Raw genomic sequence first — 20445 nt, forward strand, 5'->3', positions numbered from 1 at the left:
CATTCTTTTTTTATAATCTAAAAAAACAACGTATTTTTAGATATTGTTAACCCCTTTTTATTTTGAAAAGTATTAAAAATCTTCTTAAGTTATTTTTACGCTGTTGTGTAAAAACAGTAAGTTTTTTTCTATTACTCCTGTTTATTTCTTGTAATAATCAGCAAGACTTTTTAACTGAGACTGAAAAAGAATGGATTCAAAACAATAGTGAAAACATTGAAATTTTATTTGGTTACAATGCACCTCCAAATGCTTTTTATAATGATGAAGGTGAGTACGAAGGCTTTTTGGTAGATTTTTCAAAAGAAATTGAAAAACAATTACAAGTTAAAATTAAAGTACGATACTTTAATAATTGGGACGAGTTAATGGCGTACTCAAAAACAGCCAAAAATTTTATTATTGTTGGAATTGCTCAATCTGAAGAGCGAAATACTTATTTAAACTTTACCAATTCATTTATTAGAGTACCGTATGTTTTAATTACCAGAAAAGAAGGCGAAATTTATGGATTGGATGATTTAAGTAGCAAGAAAATTTGTGTTGTAAAAAATTATGCCGTTAAAGAATTTTTGTTAGAAAACTATCCAAATTTAAAGCCTTTTGAAGTTAATGATAATTACCAGGGTTTAAGAGAGGTTTCTATAAATACGTACGATGCTTTTATTACAAATCAAATGTATGCTACGTATCAAATTGATGATAAAGGAATAAGTAATTTAAAAATTGTTGATGAAATTGGGTATTTCAATGCGTTATCAGTTGCCGTTCCAAAAGGCAATCAAAAGTTATTTAATATTTTAAATAAAACGGTTGATCATATTGACGAATTCCGAAAAAAAGAAATTTATAATAAATGGATTTTTGCAACATCAAGTGAGTTGCCAAAAAGGTATATGCACATAATTTTATGGATAGTTGGTAGCGTGTTATTTTTAATGTTAGCGTTATGGTTGTGGCTGATAAGTTTAAGAAAACAGGTAAAGATAAAAACAGATTTAATAAAAGAAAGTGAAACAAAATATAGAAAACTTATAGCAAATTCATACGATGCTATTTTTATTCAGCAGGATAAAAAGTTTAAATTAGTTAATAAAGAATTTGTGAGCCTTTTTGGATATTCAGAAAAAGAACTGTTTGCTCCTAATTTTGATTCAAGTCAATTATTAGATCCTAATAATCTACTTGATGTTAGAGCTAAAAAAGAAAAATTTGATAAGCTAAAAAAACCATTTAAATATGAGTTGGTGTGTATTTCAAAAAGCAAACAAAAGCTTTTTGTTGAAGTTTCTATTAGCTATTTATTATACGGAAATAGTTATGCTATTCAAGGAATTGTTCATGACATTACCGATAGAAAGATTAAAGAGATAGAATTGATTAAGGCAAAGGAAAAAGCTGAAGAAAGTGATCGTTTAAAGTCAGCTTTTTTGGCAAATATGAGTCATGAAATTAGAACTCCAATGAATGGTATTTTAGGATTTACAGAGTTGTTAAGTGATCCTAACCTTAATGCTGATAAACGACATAATTTTTTAAAAATTATTAAGCAAAGTGGTAGTAGAATGTTAAATACCGTTAATGATTTAATTGATATTTCTAAAATTGAAACAAACCAAATGAATTTTGTTGTTTCAGAAGTAAATGTGAATGAAAGAATTGCTAATTTGTTTAACTTTTTTAAACTTGAAGCAGCTCAAAAACAACTAGCTTTAAATTACACTGTTGGTTTGTCAAATGAATTGGCAAATATAAAAACAGACAAGCCTAAATTTGATTCTATAGTGTCTAACTTGGTAAAAAATGCCTTAAAATTTACGCATAAAGGACAGATAGATTTTGGGTATGAATTGATTACGGAAGGCGAAAAAGAGTATTTGCAGTTTTTTGTAAAAGATACAGGAATAGGAATTCCATCAAACAGAATTGAAGCAATATTTAATCGTTTTGAGCAGGCAGATATTGAAGATCAATTGGCGTATCAAGGTTCAGGTTTGGGATTAACTATTTCTAAATCTTATATTGAAATGCAAGGAGGTAAAATTTGGGTTGAGTCAACAGAAGGTGTTGGTTCCCAGTTTTATTTTACACTCCCGTATGTAAATTCGTTACAAAAAAACGCTTTACACAAAGAGATTGTAATAGAAAAGGATAACACTAATTCTAGTAAAAAAATACTTATTGTTGAAGATGATGAAATATCTGCTGTTTACTTAAATGAAATTTTGAAAAATGAAAATGCTAAAGTAATTCATGTTAAAAATGGTGAAGATGCTATTGAATTTTGTAAATCTAATGCTGATGTTGACATAGTTTTAATGGACATAAAAATGCATGGAATTAATGGGTACGAGGCAGCTAAAGAAATTAGAAAATTTAATAAAGAAATAATTATTATTGCACAAACCGCTTTTACCTTTTCTGAAATAAAGAAAAAATCTATAGAAGTAGGTTGCAATGATTTTATTTTAAAACCAATAAATAAAGAAGAACTTCTTCAAAAAATTAAAAAACTAACATCTGTTTAGCTAGTGTATTTTGATTTTTTAAGGGTGTGCATTTACCCAAACTTCACCATCTTCAAAATGCTCTTTTTTCCAAATAGGAACCGTCTCTTTTAAAGTGTCTATTGCAAATTCACAAGCATCAAAAGCAGCTTTTCTATGTGCTGATGAAACTGCAATAATTACAGGTATTTCCTTAATTTTAAGTTTTCCAACTGCGTGGTGAATGGCAATTTTATGTATTGCAAACTTTTCCAAAGCCAAGTTTGCAATTTTTTGCATTTCTTTCAATGCCATGGGCTCATAAGCACTAAAATCTAATAAAGTAACTTCTTTGTTTTTAGTAGCGTTTCTAACGGTGCCTACAAATACTACAATACCACCACAAGAAGCATCTTCCACAAAATTGTAACAATCTTCTTGGTTTAATGCAGCGGAGGTTATTTTAACTGAAGTTCTATTTTCCATGCTTTTAACTAAATCTTTTACAAAGTTAACAAATCAAAAATGTACTTTTGCGAGATCACAAATTATATTCAATTTTTTAATGAAGAAAATATTTAGAATCGTAAGTGTTTTAGAAGGAGTTTCTTATTTGTTATTGTTATTTATAGCAACACCTATTAAATATTTGGCAGGCAATGAAATGTTTGTTAAAATGCTTGGAATGCCACACGGTATATTGTTCTTGGTTTACGTTGTTTTAGCTGTAATGTTAAAGTTTGAACTTAAATGGGAAACTAAAAAGTTCCTTATAATTTTGGTAGCTTCAATTATTCCTTTTGGAACATTTTATATTGATAAAAAATATTTGAGAGATTAACCTCCACTAACTGGCGGAATAATGGCAACTACATCTCCGTTTGTTAGTTTTAAATCGTCTGTAGCATATTCCTCATTTACGGCAATTGCAAAGTCATTTATATTTTTTAATGAAGAGAACTGAGTAATTAGTTGAGTCTTTAAATTATGTACAGAGCTATTTTCAAGAACTTCAAAAGTCATAGAATTTGTTCCTACTAAATCTGTAGTTATTCCAAAAAACAAAAGTTGAATTTTCATTTTAGTTTCTAAATTTAAATGTAAAAATAATGTATTTCTGGTTATAATATTTCTTAATTATTTAAATTAATTATAAATAGTTTACGTGTGATGTTGATTACAAAACTAATTTTTTCATTGCTTAAATTTGTTAAACATCAAACTATTTTATAAAAAATGAGGTACGGTTTTATAATTGACAACCGAAAATGTATTGGTTGTCATGCTTGTACAACTGCCTGTAAATCTGAGCATGATGTTGCTGTTGGAGTTAACAGGACGTATGTTAAACAAGTTGAAAAAGGAGAATTCCCCAATACACGACGAATTTTTTCAGTAATGCGATGCAATCATTGTACAGATGCTCCTTGCGTTGAAATTTGTCCTGTGGAAGCTCTCTATACACGTGAAGATGGTATAGTTGATTTTGACAACAACCGTTGTATTGGTTGTAAATCTTGTATGCAAGCGTGTCCTTATGATGCTTTGTATATTGATCCGGATAACAATACTGCTGCAAAATGTAATTATTGTGCACATAGGGTTGACGTTGGTCGTGAACCTGCTTGTGTTTCGGTTTGCCCTGAACATGCAATTATTGCCGGGGATATTCACAATCCAGAAACAGAAATTTCACAATTATTAGCGCGTCAGGCAGTAAAAGTTAGAAAGCCTGAAAAAGGCACCAATCCAAACTTGTTTTACATTGATGGAGATGATGCTTCATTAATTCCTGAAGCAACTGCTAAATCGGGACCTGGGTTATGGAACTCTCAAGCACGTGGTGTTGGTCATTTTGCGAAAGCTGCAGAAAAAATGTTAAATACCAATGATGATATTGATTTGTTACAAATGACGATTGACAATGATATTGAAGCGGCATATCAACGAAAAGATTCAGAAAACCCAAACTATATTGATGTGTTAACAGGAAAAGCACGAAGAGTTTATGATACACCTGATAAAGGGATTTTGTGGGGCTGGGAAGTTTCGGCATATGTGTTTACAAAAGCCATTGCAGCTGGCGCTTTTTTAATTCCGTTTATAGCAATTATTTTAGGGTATGAAGTTTCTTCTACAGCTAAGTTATGGTCAGCAGGAATATCGTTAGTTGGCTTGGCTTTAACAGGGTTGTTCTTAGTTATGGATTTAGATAGACCAGATAGATTTTTAAACGTTTTATTACGTCCACAATGGAACTCTTGGTTGGTTAAAGGAGGTTACACAATTTCAATTTTTGGGTTGCTAGTAACTGTTTGGGGAGCAATGACCTTTTTTGAAATACAAACAGGAGAAACAATTTTGTTATGGGTAACAGCAGTTTCAGCAATTTTGCTAGCTGTGTATACGGCATTTTTATTTGCACAAGCAAAAGGCCGCGATTTTTGGCAAAGTCCAACGTTACCATTGCATATGTTAGTGCATAGCATAATGGCAGGAGCAGCTATTTTTATTGTTGCTTCTTTAATTTTTGGAACTGAAAATTGGATGGGTATTTTAAAGAACACCATGATTTTTGCATTGGTTGTTAATTTATTCACTTTAATTACAGAGTTAACTATTACGCATCCAACAACTTCAGTAAAAAAAGTGGTTGAAATGATTACTAAAGGACGTTATAGAAATCTATTTTGGATAGTATCAGTAATCATAGGAAATATAATTCCATTATTATTTTTAATCCTTGGAAATTCTGAGCCATTAGTAGTTGGATCGGCTGTGTTAGTTTTAATAGGAATTGTAGCAACTGAGAAAATTTGGGTGGAAGCCCCTCAAAGAATTCCGTTAGCATAATTTAAAATTTAAAAGTCATGGGATATAAAAAACCATCATTTATAGAAAATATTGCAGAGAAAATTGGATTAATTCCAAATCTGCATAAAGAAGGTTATCAGGAATTTGATCAAGATATGCGTCATTTTTCTAATGAGGAAGTTGCTCAAATGTATGAGAACTTTCCGCCTCCAGAAAAATGGGACAATTGGGTTGAGTATGACCCAAAAGTGTGGCCTAAAAAAGATAAGAAAACCTATCAAATTGTACCAACTACATGTTTTAATTGTGAAAGTGCTTGTGGTTTAACGGCTTTTATTGATAAGGAAACACAAGAAGTTAAAAAATTTGAGGGAAATCCGTATCACCCTGGAAGTAGAGGAAGAAATTGTGCTAAAGGTCCGGCATCAATCAATCAAATTACAGATCCCGATCGTATTTTATTTCCTTTAAAAAGAAAAGGAAAACGTGGTGAAGGTGAATGGGAACGTGTTTCTTGGGATGAAGTTTTAGACACAATTGCAAACAGAATTCGAAAAGCCATTTTAGAAGATCGTCATAATGAAATTGCCTACCATGTTGGAAGACCCGGAAAAGAAAAATTTATGAATTGGATTTTGCAAGGTTGGGGAATTGATGGACATAATTCACACACAAATATTTGTTCTTCAGGAGCTCGTTTTGGTTATAATTTATGGTACGGTTACAATCGTCCTTCACCAGATCACGCAAATGCTAAATTCATTTTATTGGTATCAGCTCATTTAGAATCTGGACATTATTTCAATCCACATGCGCAACGTATTATTGAAGGTAAAATGAAAGGAGCCAAGTTGGCAACTATGGATCCGCGTTTGTCAAACACTGCTTCTATGTCTGATTATTGGTTGCCATCCTATCCAGGAACTGAAGCTGCTGTTTTATTGGCAATGGCATTAATTATTCTTCAAGAAGGATTGTATAACAGAGAATATTTAGAGAATTGGACAAATTGGAAAGAATATTTGAGAGCAAGACATTCAGATAAAGAAATAACTTTTGAGAATTATATTGCTGCAATGATTGAGGAGTATAAAGAATTTACGCCTGAGTATGCTGAAAAAGAATCTGGTGTAAAAGCTGATATGATTGTAGAAATTGCTCATAAAATTGGTGAAGCCGGTGAACGTTTTGCGTCACATAATTGGCGAGCTGCAGGCGCTTCAAATTTAGGAGGTTGGTGTGTTGCAAGAGCATTACACTTTTTAACAACCTTAACAGGAGCAGTTGGAGCAAAAGGAGGAACATCGCCAAATAGTTGGAATAAATTTAAGCCAACACAACCAAATCCGCCAAAGCCTCAAAAAAAATGGAACGAATTGCATTTTCCAAAAGAATATCCTTTGGCATTTTTTGAAATGAGCCAATTATTACCACACTTTTTAAAGGAAGGAAGAGGTAAAATGGATGTTTATTTTTCAAGAGTTTTTAACCCTGTTTGGACGTATCCTGATGGATTTACTTGGATGGAAATGTATGCCGATGAATCTAAATTTGGATTACACTCAGCATTAACACCAACTTGGAATGAAACAGCTTTTTATGCCGATTTTGTATTGCCAATGGGATTGGCTTCAGAGCGTCACGATTTAAATAGTTATGCTACTCACGGAGGAACTTGGGTTGCTTTTCGTCAACCAGTATTACGCGAAGCAGCAAGAAGAAATGGTAAACCTGTAAAATTAACTTATGAGTCAAATCCAGGTGAAGTTTGGGAAGAAGATGAGTTTTTTATTGAATTGTCTTGGAGAATTGATCCAGATGGAAGTATGGGAATACGTAAACATTTTGAATCGCCATACCGTCCTGGAGAAAAAATTACTATTGATGAATACTACCAATATATTTTTGAGCGTGTAAAAGGTTTGCCAGAAAAAGCAAAATCTGAAGGTTTAACAGAACTGCAATACATGCAAAAATATGGTGCTTTTGAAATAGAAAAAGGAGAGTCGTATAAAGTAAATGAAAATGAACTTTCAGAAGAACAGTTAAAAGGTTCAACAGTTGATCCGGTAACTGATGTAATTTCAAAAAATGGCAAGGCAATTGGTGTTATGGTAAAAGGAAAAGCTTGTGTAGGTTTTCCTACACCATCGCGTAAAAACGAGTTTTATTCACAAACTATGGTAGATTGGAAATGGCCTGAATATGCAACGCCGACCTATATTAAAAGCCATATTCATAATGAAAAACTAGATAAATCTAAAAGTGAATATGTATTAGTGCCAACATTTAGATTACCAACATTAATTCATTCTCGATCAGGAAATGCAAAATGGTTGGTTGAAATTTCTAATAGAAATCCAATTTGGATGCATCCAGATGATGCAAAAAAATGGGGCTTTCAAACAGGAGATTTGGTAAAATTAAATACAGATATTGGTTACTTTATAGATAAAGTTTGGGTAACACAAAGTATGAAGCCGGGAGTTGTAGCTTGTTCACACCATATTGGTCGATGGCGTAGACCGCAAGATAAAATTGGAAACAGATGGGCAACAAATACTGTAAATATTGAAAGCGATGGTAAAGGTGTTTGGAAAATGAATACTATTTCTGGTATTAAACCTTTTGATTCACACGATAAAGATTCGAAACGTATTTTTTGGAAAGATGGTGGAGTGCATCAAAATATAACACACGCCGTGCATCCAGATCCAATTAGTGGAATGCATTGTTGGCATCAACGTGTGCGAATTGAAAAACCAAAAGAAGGAGAAAACTACGGTGATATTTTTGTAGATACTAACAAATCTCATGAAGTTTTTAAAGAGTGGTTGGCAATGACTCGTCCAGCTCCTGGTCCGAATGGAGAAAGAAGACCGTTGTGGTTTGATAGAGCTTTTAGACCTGATGATTCAACATATTATATTGAGAAGGAAGAATAGAATATAAGTAATTTTAAGGTTACTAGTTGCACTAAAATATTTTTCGAGGGAAATTAATTTTTCCAATATTGTAGCCAAAAACTAATTTAGATTTAGTGATGCTTAAAACACCAGTATTGTTAAAGTCAAAACTAGTGCCGTAAATATTTGTGCCAAAAGTAAAATGAATGTAAAACTTTTTTCTATTGTAACCTGCTGAAGCAAAAAAATCGGTTTTATAAATGATAGGTTTTGAAGGAACATATGAGTCTTCTTCAAGTTTAATTTCTTTATACTCTAATCCAATTCCTGGAGCAATGTAAAACGAAGTGAAAAAATTAGCAGGTAAAGCAAAGTAGCTTGAAATTCCGGCAGAAACTCCTGCGCCGTATGAGTATATTTTATGAATTTGCGCATTAACATTAAAATAAGGTTCAGCTTCAGGAGGAATTATGGAGCCATCGGCTCTCATATTATTTACAATTAAAAATCCTCCGGCACCAAAAGTAATGGTTGTTTTATCTTGTGTGGTATATCCTGATTTCATACCTCTAACGGTAAATTCATCTTTACTTAATATGCGTAAATATCCTAAAGCAATTGAAGATATAGACATATCACTTCTAAAAATGCTAGCGTCATTTTTGTTGTTTGAAATTTTATAACCGTTCACATTTTGTAAAGCAAAATTGAATAAATTTCGCTTAATCACAAGAGCTCCTTCTGCAGCAAATTTTTTGGTATGCTCTCCATTTCCAGTTTTAAGGTTAAAAATTATATCAATAATTAATTTTTGATTTGCAATACCAATACCTATACCAAAAGGATTGTTTGGAATGTATTTTAGTTTATTGTCATCATTTCTAAGTCTAAATGATTGTTGTTTAAAGTTAGATACCAACCGTAAAGACCAGTCTAATTTTTCACTAAATATTAAGGAGTCTAAAAGTTGCGCCGGACGTATAAGCGTATCTTTCTTTTTGAAATTAGTTGCGCAAATTGAATTAACAAAGATGAATGTTACCGCAAAAAAAAGCCATGTTTTTTTCATCATAGTTAATTAAATTTTGAAGTGAATATATAAAATAAAAGACAACTAGTATAAAGTTTTTATCTGTTGAAGTTAATTAAAGCTTTATGATGAAAAAATTCAAGTATTTTTGTGAATTATGAATTTACAACAAACATATTCAAATTTAATAAAACAAGAAGCTAAAAGGTTAGGTTTTGAAAGTTGTGGTATTTCAAAAGCAAGCTTTTTAGAAGAAGAAGCCTCTAATTTGGAGTCTTGGTTAAAAAGTGGATATCAAGGTGAAATGAGTTATTTAGAAAATTATTTTGACAAAAGATTAGATCCTAGATTGTTGGTTGATAATGCAAAATCTGTAATTAGTTTGTCTTTTAATTATTTTCCAGAGCATGTTCAAAATAAAAATTCATATAAAATTGCAAAATATGCGTACGGAGAAGATTATCATCACGTATTAAAATCAAAACTAAAAGAACTTAGTTTTTTTATTCAAAATGAAATAGGTGAGGTGAACGGAAGAGCCTTTGTAGATTCGGCACCTGTTATGGAGCGTGCATGGGCTCAAAAAAGTGGTTTAGGTTGGCGAGGTAAAAATTCATTATTAATTCAAAAAAATAAAGGCTCATTCTTTTTTTTAGCTGAATTAATTGTAGATGTAGCCCTAGAATATGATAATTCTTTTGAAACAAATCATTGTGGTACTTGTACAAAATGTATTGATGCTTGCCCTACAGAAGCTATTTTATCAAATAATACAGTTGATGGAAGTAAATGCATTTCTTATTTCACAATTGAGCTAAAAGAAGAGTTACCCTCCATTATGAAAGGTAAATTTGAAGATTGGATGTTTGGCTGTGATATATGTCAAGATGTTTGTCCGTGGAATAGATTTTCGAAACAACATACTGAAAAACAGTTTCTTCCACAGTCTAATTTGTTGCAGATGGAAAAACAAGAATGGGAAGAAATTACTGAAAGTGTTTTTAAAAAGGTTTTTAAAAAATCAGCTGTAAAACGTACCAAGTTTTTAGGATTGCAGCGAAATATTTCATTTTTATCAAAATAAATAATCTGCAATAAATTTGTACGAAGTTTAATAGGTTGTAACTTTTATTGCTTTTTAAAAGGAAACAATGTAAAAAGGGTTGTTTTATCTTAATAATTAGTAAATTTGGCTCTTTATTTATAATAAATATTTTTATGAGTACCACAAAAAAAAAGAGTGAAGCATTAAATTATCACCAGTTTCCATCACCAGGAAAAATTCAGGTTGTTCCAACAAAAAAATACGCAACACAAAAAGACTTATCCTTAGCCTATTCACCAGGAGTAGCAGAGCCGTGTTTGGCAATTGAAGCAAACCCAAATGATGCGTATAAATATACTTCAAAAGGAAATTTAGTAGCTGTAATATCAAATGGTACTGCAGTACTTGGATTAGGAAATATTGGCGCACTAGCAGGGAAACCTGTAATGGAAGGGAAAGGGTTATTATTTAAAATCTTTGCTGATATTGATGTGTTTGATATTGAAGTTGATACCACTGATGTTGATAAATTTATTGAAACAGTAAAAAATATTGCGCCAACTTTTGGAGGTATAAATTTAGAAGATATAAAAGCTCCTGAAGCCTTTGAAATTGAAAGAAGGTTAAAAGAAGAATTGGATATTCCGGTAATGCATGATGACCAGCATGGAACAGCAATTATTTCTGCAGCAGCTTTAAAAAATGCAATTGAAATAACAAAAAAAGATATTTCTAAAGTAAAAGTAGTTGTGAACGGAGCAGGTGCCGCAGCGGTTTCTTGTACACGTTTGTATTTAGCTTTAGGAGTGAAAATTGAAAATGTTGTAATGTGCGATAGCAAAGGTGTTATACGCAAAGATATTGAAGGGCTTTCACCTCAAAAAGCTGAATTTGCAACAGATAGAGATATTTATACACTTGAAGATGCAATGGTAGATGCTGATGCTTTTGTTGGACTGTCGGTTGCTGATGTATTTACACCTGAAATGTTGTTGTCTATGGCAAAAGATCCAATTGTATTTGCTATGGCAAACCCTGATCCAGAAATTGGATATGATTTGGCTGTGCAAACACGAAAAGATGTGATTATGGCAACAGGAAGATCAGACCATCCTAACCAAGTGAATAATGTACTTGGATTTCCATTTATTTTTAGAGGAGCTTTAGATGTTAGAGCTACAAAAATTAATGAAGAAATGAAAATGGCAGCTGTACATGCGTTAGCAAACTTAGCAAAGGAAACAGTGCCAGAGCAAGTAAATATAACCTACGGTGAAAAACATTTACAGTTTGGTAGAGACTATATTATTCCTAAACCATTTGATCAACGTTTAATTACTGAAGTTCCGCCAGCTATTGCTAAAGCAGCAATGGATTCAGGAGTAGCAAAAGAACCAATTATTGATTGGGACGGATATAAAGAACAATTAGCTGAACGTTTAGGTGCAGGAAGTAAGCTAATGCGAATGATTCGTGAGCGTGCAAAAGCTGATCCTAAAACAGTTATTTTTGCTGAAGCAGACCATTTAGATGTGTTGAAAGCGGCACAAATTGTACATGAAGACGGTATTGGAATTCCAATTTTACTTGGAAAGAAAGAAGTTATTAAAGAGTTGATGGCCGAATTGAATTTTGATGCAGATTTACAAATAATTGATCCAAAATCAGACGAGGAAAAAGAAAGAAGACATCGATTTGCACAAGTGTATTGGGAAAAAAATCAACGAGATGGAATTACCTTATTAGATGCAAGAAAATGGATGCGCGAGCGTAATTATTTTGCTGCAATGATGGTGAATGAAAATGAAGCCGATTCTTTAGTTACAGGTTATTCAAGAAGTTATCCTACAGTTGCAAAACCAATTATTGATTTAATTGGAAAAGCTGATGGTGTTGAAAGAGTTGCAGGAACAAATATTATGATGACTGATAGCGGTCCAATGTTCTTTTCAGATACTGCTTTTAATATAAATCCTAGTGAAAAAGAATTAGCTCAAATTATTAGAATGACTGATAGAGTTATGAAAATATTTGGAGTAATACCTCATTTGGCTATGCTGTCCTATTCAAACTTTGGTTCAGCAAATTTAAAATCACATAACAAAGGTGCGGCTGCGGTAGCTTATACACATAAACATCACCCTGAAATTGTTATTGATGGAGAAATTCAAGCAGATTTTGCCTTAAATAATGCAATGAGAGCTGAGAAATTTCCTTTTTCTAAATTAATGAATAGAAAAGTAAATGGATTGATATTTCCAGACTTGAATTCTGCCAATATTAGCTACAAACTAATAAAAGAATTAAATAACATAGAATCTATTGGGCCAATTGTAATGGGATTAAAAAAACCTGTGCATATTTTACAATTAGGTGCAAGTGTTGATGAGATGGTAAATATGGTTTGTGTAGCAGTGCTAGATGCACAAGAAAATGCTAACAATAATACAGATTATTTTACTACATTTGGAGATTAAAATATCCAAATAAAATGATCACACATATTAGAGGTAAATTAGTAGAAAAAAATCCAACATATGTAGTGGTAGAGGCTAATGGCATTGGCTATTGGTTGAATATTTCACTAAACACATTTTCTGAACTTCCAGATGAAGAGGCTGTATTTTTATACACCTTTTTATCTGTAAGGGAAGATGCACATACACTGTATGGTTTTATCTCTAAAATTGAGCGTGAAATTTTTAAATTATTAATTTCAGTTTCAGGCGTTGGGCCAAGTATTGCTAGAACTATGATTTCTTCTATGACAACAGATGAAATTCAACACGCAATAGCTTCGGGTGATATTGCTGTAATTCAATCTGTAAAAGGAATTGGTTTAAAAACAGCACAACGTGTTTTGATTGATTTGAAAGATAAAATTTCAAAAACATATGCTATAGATGAAGTTTCTTTATCTGAAAGCAATACCAATAAAAATGAAGCGTTAACTGCTTTAGAGGTGTTAGGTTTCAATAAAAAACAATCTGAAAAAGTAATTGATAAGATTTTGAAAGAGGATAAAGCATTGAGCGTAGAAGCCATTATTAAAACAGCGCTTAAAAATTTATAAACGTTTGAAAAAGAGTAGATTAATACATATTCCTTATTTTCTATTATGTTTATTGTTGTTTTTTACTTCAACAGTAATGGCACAAATGCCTCCCGCTCTTAAACCACTTGATTCAACAAAAGTTTTAGTTGCTGTTGATACTGCAAAAGTATCTAAAGCCAATGATACCATTAAATTAAAATATCCATTTAAAAACAACCAAGCAGGAAGTTTATTTTTAGGAGATCCATCAGTAGAAATTGTTTTTGACGAAGAGTTGGGGCAATATATAATTACCGAAAAAATAGGTGATTATTATGTTGATCGTCCGGTTTATATGACGCAGCAAGAGTATATGGATTATAAGTTGAAAAGAGATATGTTAGATTATTACCAATCTAAAATCAGTTCAACTAATAGTAAAAAGAAAGGAAGTGAAGAAGCTCAAAAAAACTTGTTGCCAACGTATTATGTAAATTCAGACTTTTTTGAATCTATTTTTGGCGGAAACACTGTAGAGGTTAATCCGCAAGGTTCTATTCAAGTAGATTTAGGTTTGTTATATCAAAAAGTAGACAATCCACAATTATCCGAGCGAAATAGAAGTAGTTTAACGTTTGATTTTAATCAACAAATTAGTGCAAGTGTTGTAGCTAAAGTTGGAACAAGATTGCGTTTTGCCGCTCAATTTGATACACAATCAACGTTTAACTTTCAAAATCAGGTAAAGTTAGAATATGTGCCAAATGAAGATGATATTATTCAAAAAATTGAAGTTGGTAATATTAGTATGCCGGTAAAAAACTCCTTAATTGTTGGAGCGCAAAGTTTGTTTGGTTTTAAAACAGAACTTCAGTTTGGTAAAACTAGAGTTACAGGAGTTATTGCTGAACAAAAATCAGAAACACGCTCTGTTACAGCAGAAGGAGGCTCAACTATTCAAGAATTTGAATTACAAACTACTGATTATGATGTAAACCGACATTTCTTTTTATCACAATACTTTAGAGATGAGTATAACAATGCTTTAAAAGATAATCCGCTTGTAAATAGTCCAATTAACATTACAAGAATTGAAGTTTGGGTAACCAATAGAAGCAGTACTATACAAGACGTAAGAAATATTGTTGGTTTGGCAGATTTGGCAGAAGCAGATCCTTCAAATATTGGCCCAGCAAATGTTATTCCAGTTTCAGGAGAGTTGTTACCTACAAATGAAGCAAATAACTTATCGTCAATATTAACAACCACAAATCCTGTGCGTGATATTGCAACGGTTGCAACAGGTTTAGCGCCTTTTGATATGCAACAAGGACGTGATTATTCAGTACTTGAAAATGCATTAAAATTAGATCCAACTACAGATTTTTACATACACCCGCAATTAGGATATATTACATTGAATAGTAGGTTGGCTGAGACTGATGTTTTAGCAGTAGCTTATGAATATACCGTAAACGGAGAGTCTGAAGTGTATAGAGTTGGTGAATTTGCCAGTGATGGTATTACGGCTCCTTCAAATCTTGTGGTAAAATTATTACGAAGTGAAATAATTAGTACTGAAATTCCAATGTGGGATTTAATGATGAAGAATATATATTCTTTACAAACCTTTAGAATGCAGCAAGATGGGTTTAGATTAGATGTATTATATGCTGATGATGCTACAGGAGTTTCTACAAACGTATTGCAAAATGCGGCAACACCAGGAATATCAGACCGTACTTTATTGAATTTGTTAGAAGTTGACCAATTAGATCAAACACAAAATTACACATCTGAAGGAGATGGATATTTTGATTATATTGAAGGTATTACGGTTAATTCAGAAAAAGGGATTATTATTTTTCCAACGGTTGAACCATTTGGAGAAGACTTAGCTAATAAATTAACAGATACGGCAGATGAGGTGTACGTATTTGAAGAAATGTATAGAGAAACACAGTCTGAAGCAAAAAATAATTATCAAACAAAAGATAAATATTATTTAAAAGGATACCACAAATCTGAAGCTACAGATGGAATTTCTTTAGGTGCTTTTAACGTTCCTCAAGGTTCTGTAACGGTAACAACAGGTGGGCGAGAGTTGGTAGAAGGTGTTGACTACGTGGTAGATTATCAAATGGGACGTGTTCAAATTGTAAATCCAAGTTTAGAAGCTTCCAATGCGCCAATTGAAGTGTCAGTTGAAAATAATTCTACATTTAATCTTCAAACTAAACTGTTTTTAGGTGTTGATATTGAACATAAATTTTCAGATAATTTTATTGTTGGAGCAACCATATTAAATTTAAGTGAAAGGCCGGTAACTCAAAAAGTTTCTTTGGGGTACGAACCGTTTAATAACACCATTTTTGGTTTAAATGCCAGTTATAGTACAGAAGTTCCAAAGCTTACTAAATGGATAAATAAATTACCAAATATTGATACTGATGTTCCTTCAAATTTATCTGTAAGAGGTGATTTTGCGTATTTGCTTCCGGGTTCATCTAGCCGAATTGATTTAGGAGGTGAGGCTACTTCTTATATTGATGATTTTGAGAGTTCTCAAATTCCGTTAGATATTCGTTCAATTCAACAATGGCATTTGGCAAGTACACCACAATATCAAACACAATTTGATTTGGGAGGAAATGCATCAGATTTAGCATATGGTTACAAAAGAGCAAAATTAGCTTGGTATATTATTGACCCGCTGTTTTATGGTGGATCCTCATTACAACCAGATAATATTGATAGTAGTGAGCTTTCAAGACAAGAAGTTCGTCGTGTAAGATACAGTGAATTGTTTCCTGAGCAAGACTTAGATTTAACACAATCAACAGTAGTAAGAACTTTTGACATGGCTTTTTATCCAAATCAACGTGGTAGTTACAACTACGACACAAATAATGTTGATGCAAATGGAGAGTTTACAGACCCTGAAGATCGTTGGGCTGGTATTACAAGAGCTTTAACTACTACAAACTTTCAACAATCTAACGTTGAATATATTCAGTTTTGGTTAATGGATCCTTACGAACATTATTCTATAACAAATGAAGAAGGATTACCTGTTGGTATTGACCCTTCAGACCCATCTAATCAAGTTGGAGATGTGTATTTTAACTTAGGAAATGTTTCAGAAGATGTATTAAAGGACGGAAGAAAAATGTATGAAAACGGACTTCCTGAAGATGCTTTAAGCGATACAAATACGGCCAATACTGTTTGGGGTAAAGTACCAACCAACCAATCTTTATTATATACGTTTACAGATAGTGATAGTGATCGGTTAAATCAAGATATTGGTTTTGACGGTTTGAACGATGAAGAAGAAATAGAAAAATTTGGTTCTAGTTTTGGAGAAGACCCTTCAAATGATAATTACGAGTATTTTAGAAGTTCAAATTATGATAATAGTGATGCATCTATTTTAACTAGATATAAAAAATATAACAACACACAAGGAAATTCGCCAACTAGTAATTTATCACCTGAAAATTATCCAACAGCTGCAACAACATATCCTGATGTTGAAGATATTGATAAAGATCAAACTATGACTGCCGTTGAAAGTTACTATCAATATAAAGTTTCTTTAAATAAAAGCGATTTAGAAGTTGGTAGAAATCATATTGTTGATGAAAAAAATGTTACCGTAACATTAGATGATGGAAGTGAAAAACAGTATAGATGGTTACAGTTTAGAATTCAAGTTTCAACACCAGATGAGGTAATAAACAATATTTCAGGATTTAATTCTATTCGTTTTATGCGAATATTTTTAACAAAATTTAAAATGCCTGTAGTATTGCGTTTTGGAGAGTTAGAATTGGTGAGAGGTGATTGGAGACGTTATACAAAAACCATTGATGAAGATATTCAACCTTCACAAGATTTAGATGCAGATGAATTACAAAATTTTGAAGTAGGAGTTGTTAATATTGAACAAAACGAAGATAGAAAACCAATTCCGTATGTGTTACCTCCAGGAATTGATCGTGAAATATTACGTGGATCTACTACACTTCAAGAGCAAAATGAGCAATCACTTTCTTTAAAAGTGAGTGATTTAGAGCCGAATGAAACCAGAGCAATTTTTAAAAATGTGAGCGTTGATTTAAGAATGTATAAGCAGTTAAAAATGTTTTTACATTTAGAAGGTATTCAAACAAAACCTCAAGTTCAAAATGAAGATTTTAAGGCAATAGTTAGAATTGGTAGTGATATGACAGATAACTTTTATCAATTAGAAAAGTTATTAAATGTTACAGATTACGATGCTACCACTCAACTTGAAATTTGGCCCGAAGAAAATAATTTGGCAGTGGTGCTAGAATATTTAACTCAATTAAAGTTGTCTAGGTTTGATGAAGGTGTTGCATCAAATATTTTATATCCAATTGAAGGAAGCGAACCTATTCCTGAACTTGATGGTTATGAAATTAGATTAAAAGGGAACCCTAACCTTGGAAATATTAAAACAATTATGTTAGGAGTTCAAAACGTTTCTAACTCATTGCAAAGTGGTGAAGTATGGTTTAATGAATTAAGAGCTTCAGAGTTTGATAATGATGGTGGTTGGTCTGCCGTTGTAAATGCCGATTTAAATGTTGCTGATTTTGCAAATGTTGCCGTAACAGGAAGAATGGAAACTATTGGTTTTGGAGGTGTTGAACAACGTTTAAATGAGCGAACACAAAATGACACCAAATTGTATGACGTGGTAACCAACGTAAATGTTGGCCAACTGTTACCAAAAGATTGGGCGGTACAAATACCATTTAATTACAGTATTTCTGAAGAATTTAGTGACCCAAAATACGATCCTCAATATCAAGATGTTTTATTTAGTGATGCTAAAAGTATTGATGATAATAGCAATGAATCTAGAGATTATACAAAGCGAACAAGTATAAGTTTAATAAATGTTAGAAAAGGGTACAATCCTGAGGGCGGAAAAAAACCAAAATTTTATAATGTTGAAAACCTATCAGTTTCATATGCACATAATGAAGTGTATCATAAAGATTACAATGTTCAAAAATTTGTAGATCAAAATGTGAGAGCTTCAGCAGGTTATAATTTTAATTTTGAACCTTGGGAACTTGAACCATTTAAGTATTCAACAACGTTTAGTAATAAATTTTTACAACTAATTAAAGATATTAATATAAATATTGTTCCAACCTCAGTATCTATAAATTCAAATATTATTAGAAATTATAACGAGCAGTTATCTCGAAGTTTGGTTGAAGGTTTGTCTGAATTGCCTACATTAACACAAAGAACATATGCGTTTAATTGGAATTATAATTTAAGTTTTAATTTAACAAAATCCTTGCAATTAGATTTTAGAGCATCTAATAATAATATTTACGATCAATTTGGAACTGATGAGGAAGTTCAAATCTATGATAAGTTTTTTACAACAGGAAGAGCAGAAAATTACCACCAAGCATTAAGCGGAACTTATAGACTGCCAATTGATAAAATACCATATTTAGGATTTATTTCTGCTGATTATTCTTATACAGCTGATTTTGATTGGCAAGCGGCTTCACAATCTTACGTTGATAAAATTGGGAATGTTATACAAAATGCCAATACGCAAGCGTTAAGTGTAAATATAGATTTTAATAAACTTTATAACACTACAGGATTGGATAGATTGGTAAATAAAGGAAGTGTTCGTGCAAATATTAACACCCCAAATCCTACCAAAAACCAAGCTTCTGCAGTTTCTAAACGTAAAAGAAGTACAGGTGCAAAAATTGGAAATGTTTTGTATGATATACTTACAATGACAAAGAGTGCCAGAATTAACTATATAGAAAACAATGGTACTTATTTACCAGGTTATGTTCCTGAAGTAGGTTTCTTAGGAAGAGATAATTATGACGGAAGTTTAGCTCCTTCTTTTGGTTTTGTATTTGGTAGTCAAGTTGATATTAAACAACGAGCTGTTGAAAACGGATGGTTGGTGTCAAGAGATAATGATGATCCGTATTATAACAGAACCTTTAAAAAAACACACTTAAATAAATTAGACTTGGCAGTAACATTAAAGCCAGCACCTAGTTTTGATATTGATTTAAGAGGAAGCAAAACTTACACAAAAACATCATCACAACAATTAGATGTGGTAAATAATGTGTTATCAACAGATTCTCCTTTGTCTCAATTTGGTAATTTTAGCATAAACTATAATATGTTAGGGTCAGTGTTTGGTAGTACGCTAGAAAATTTTGATAAATTCAAAGAAAACCGTGCAATTATTGCTCAAAGATTATCTGAAGAGTCAGGACAACCAATAGACGGTTTTGGAGACACAAGTCAACAAGTTATGATTCCAGCATTTTTGGCTTCTTATTCAGGAAAAGATGCTAACGATATTAAGTTAACAGCTTTTAGAGATGTTCCAATTCCTAGTTGGGGTATTACTTATAAAGGATTAATGAAACTTAGTTGGTTTAAACAAAATTTTAGAAGTTTCTCTCTATCACACGCTTATAATTCATTGTATTCAATAACAAGTTTTAGTAATAATTTAGAGTATAATGCAAGTAATCCTTATGGTGAAACTGATGTTTCAGGAAACTACTATAATAAAACATTATTTACCAATGTAAACCTTATAGAAGAATTTGCTCCTTTGGTAAAAGTAGACATGAAAATGAAAAACTCAGTTTCTTTTACAGGTGTAATTAATAAGGACAGAGGATTAACTTTAAACTTAAATAACAATACTGTAACTCAATTAAAAGGAATTGAATATATTGTTGGAGTAGGATACCGTATTAAAGATTTAGCAATGAAGTTTAGATTTGGAGGGCAGCTAACTCGTTTAAAAGGAGATTTAAATATACGTGCAGATTTGGCACTTAGAGATAATAAAACTATTATTAGCGCAATTGATACTGATAATAGCCAAGTAACTGCAGGTCAAAGATTATTATCTTTCAAATTATTTGCAGATTATGCAGTTTCTCGTAATTTAACCACATCGTTTTATTTTGATCAAAGTTCTTCAAGATATGCGGTTTCAACAACATTCCCTCGTCAATCAGTTAGTTCGGGAATTAGTGTAAGATATATTTTAGGAAATTAATTATAACAACAATAAATTT

At 31.9% G+C, this 20445-nt stretch carries 11 protein-coding genes; 8 read left to right on the top strand and 3 right to left on the bottom strand.

From position 1 onward, the window contains the following. Positions 1 to 62 precede the first annotated feature (62 nt). Entirely contained in the window at positions 63 to 2528 is a 2466-nt protein-coding gene (locus ACFQ5N_RS05040) for a response regulator (protein ID WP_386808286.1), read from the top strand. Between the two features lie 18 nt (positions 2529 to 2546). Here the strand turns inward: ACFQ5N_RS05040 and ACFQ5N_RS05045 are convergent, their stop codons facing one another. After that, the gene (locus tag ACFQ5N_RS05045) at positions 2547 to 2972 is read right to left on the bottom strand and encodes a molybdenum cofactor biosynthesis protein MoaE (protein WP_386808288.1); all 426 of its coding nucleotides are present in this window, start codon (positions 2970 to 2972) and stop codon (positions 2547 to 2549) included. Positions 2973 to 3051: 79 nt separating this feature from the next. On the opposite strand from ACFQ5N_RS05045, the gene ACFQ5N_RS05050 reads away from it, so the two are divergent. Then, positions 3052 to 3327, top strand: coding sequence for a DUF3817 domain-containing protein (locus tag ACFQ5N_RS05050; RefSeq protein ID WP_386808290.1), 276 nt, complete (start codon positions 3052 to 3054; stop codon positions 3325 to 3327). Here the strand turns inward: ACFQ5N_RS05050 and ACFQ5N_RS05055 are convergent. Beyond that, on the bottom strand, positions 3324 to 3566 hold the full coding sequence (locus ACFQ5N_RS05055; RefSeq protein ID WP_386808292.1) for a MoaD/ThiS family protein: 243 nt from the start codon (positions 3564 to 3566) through the stop codon (positions 3324 to 3326). The two genes, ACFQ5N_RS05050 and ACFQ5N_RS05055, sit on opposite strands and share 4 nt — an antisense overlap. A gap of 156 nt (positions 3567 to 3722) precedes the next feature. On the opposite strand from ACFQ5N_RS05055, the gene nrfD reads away from it, so the two are divergent. Then, positions 3723 to 5339, top strand: a complete 1617-nt coding sequence (nrfD, locus tag ACFQ5N_RS05060) for an NrfD/PsrC family molybdoenzyme membrane anchor subunit (RefSeq protein WP_386808294.1) — start codon at positions 3723 to 3725, stop codon at positions 5337 to 5339. Positions 5340 to 5356: 17 nt separating this feature from the next. Then, positions 5357 to 8245 (top strand): molybdopterin-dependent oxidoreductase, encoded by a 2889-nt coding sequence (locus tag ACFQ5N_RS05065; RefSeq protein WP_386808296.1) that lies wholly within the window; start codon positions 5357 to 5359, stop codon positions 8243 to 8245. A 31-nt stretch (positions 8246 to 8276) separates the two neighbouring features. On the opposite strand, the gene ACFQ5N_RS05070 is transcribed toward ACFQ5N_RS05065, so the two are convergent. Continuing rightward, positions 8277 to 9278 carry a DUF4421 family protein gene (locus tag ACFQ5N_RS05070; RefSeq protein WP_386808298.1) on the bottom strand — a complete coding sequence of 334 codons (1002 nt, stop codon included), beginning with the start codon at positions 9276 to 9278 and terminating at the stop codon, positions 8277 to 8279. Positions 9279 to 9393: 115 nt separating this feature from the next. Between ACFQ5N_RS05070 and queG the strand changes: the two genes are divergently transcribed. The 4 genes from queG to sov all read left to right on the top strand — a co-directional run bounded on the left by queG (position 9394) and on the right by sov (position 20426). After that, a complete protein-coding gene (queG, locus tag ACFQ5N_RS05075; RefSeq protein ID WP_386808300.1) occupies positions 9394 to 10320 on the top strand; it encodes a tRNA epoxyqueuosine(34) reductase QueG in 927 nt (308 codons plus the stop codon). 134 nt (positions 10321 to 10454) lie between these two features. Beyond that, positions 10455 to 12758, top strand: coding sequence for an NADP-dependent malic enzyme (locus ACFQ5N_RS05080; RefSeq protein ID WP_386808302.1), 2304 nt, complete (start codon positions 10455 to 10457; stop codon positions 12756 to 12758). A 14-nt stretch (positions 12759 to 12772) separates the two neighbouring features. After that, complete coding sequence (gene ruvA, locus ACFQ5N_RS05085; protein WP_386808304.1) at positions 12773 to 13354, top strand: Holliday junction branch migration protein RuvA; 582 nt, start codon at positions 12773 to 12775, stop codon at positions 13352 to 13354. A 4-nt stretch (positions 13355 to 13358) separates the two neighbouring features. Further along, positions 13359 to 20426: a T9SS outer membrane translocon Sov/SprA gene (gene sov, locus ACFQ5N_RS05090; RefSeq protein ID WP_386808305.1), complete on the top strand. Its 7068-nt coding sequence runs from the start codon at positions 13359 to 13361 to the stop codon at positions 20424 to 20426. Positions 20427 to 20445: the final 19 nt, after the last annotated feature.

The organism is Lutibacter holmesii (assembly GCF_042679665.1).
Lineage (GTDB): Bacteria > Bacteroidota > Bacteroidia > Flavobacteriales > Flavobacteriaceae > Lutibacter > Lutibacter holmesii.

What these genes read in the sequence shown, in the direction of transcription:
- queG (WP_386808300.1), top strand. Translation starts at nt 9,394, where the DNA reads ATGAATTTACAACAAACATATTCAAATTTAATAAAACAAGAAGCTAAA.
- ACFQ5N_RS05055 (WP_386808292.1), bottom strand. Translation starts at nt 3,566, where the DNA reads ATGAAAATTCAACTTTTGTTTTTTGGAATAACTACAGATTTAGTAGGA.
- nrfD (WP_386808294.1), top strand. Translation starts at nt 3,723, where the DNA reads ATGAGGTACGGTTTTATAATTGACAACCGAAAATGTATTGGTTGTCAT.
- ACFQ5N_RS05050 (WP_386808290.1), top strand. Translation starts at nt 3,052, where the DNA reads ATGAAGAAAATATTTAGAATCGTAAGTGTTTTAGAAGGAGTTTCTTAT.
- ACFQ5N_RS05080 (WP_386808302.1), top strand. Translation starts at nt 10,455, where the DNA reads ATGAGTACCACAAAAAAAAAGAGTGAAGCATTAAATTATCACCAGTTT.
- ACFQ5N_RS05045 (WP_386808288.1), bottom strand. Translation starts at nt 2,972, where the DNA reads ATGGAAAATAGAACTTCAGTTAAAATAACCTCCGCTGCATTAAACCAA.
- ACFQ5N_RS05065 (WP_386808296.1), top strand. Translation starts at nt 5,357, where the DNA reads ATGGGATATAAAAAACCATCATTTATAGAAAATATTGCAGAGAAAATT.
- ruvA (WP_386808304.1), top strand. Translation starts at nt 12,773, where the DNA reads ATGATCACACATATTAGAGGTAAATTAGTAGAAAAAAATCCAACATAT.
- ACFQ5N_RS05070 (WP_386808298.1), bottom strand. Translation starts at nt 9,278, where the DNA reads ATGATGAAAAAAACATGGCTTTTTTTTGCGGTAACATTCATCTTTGTT.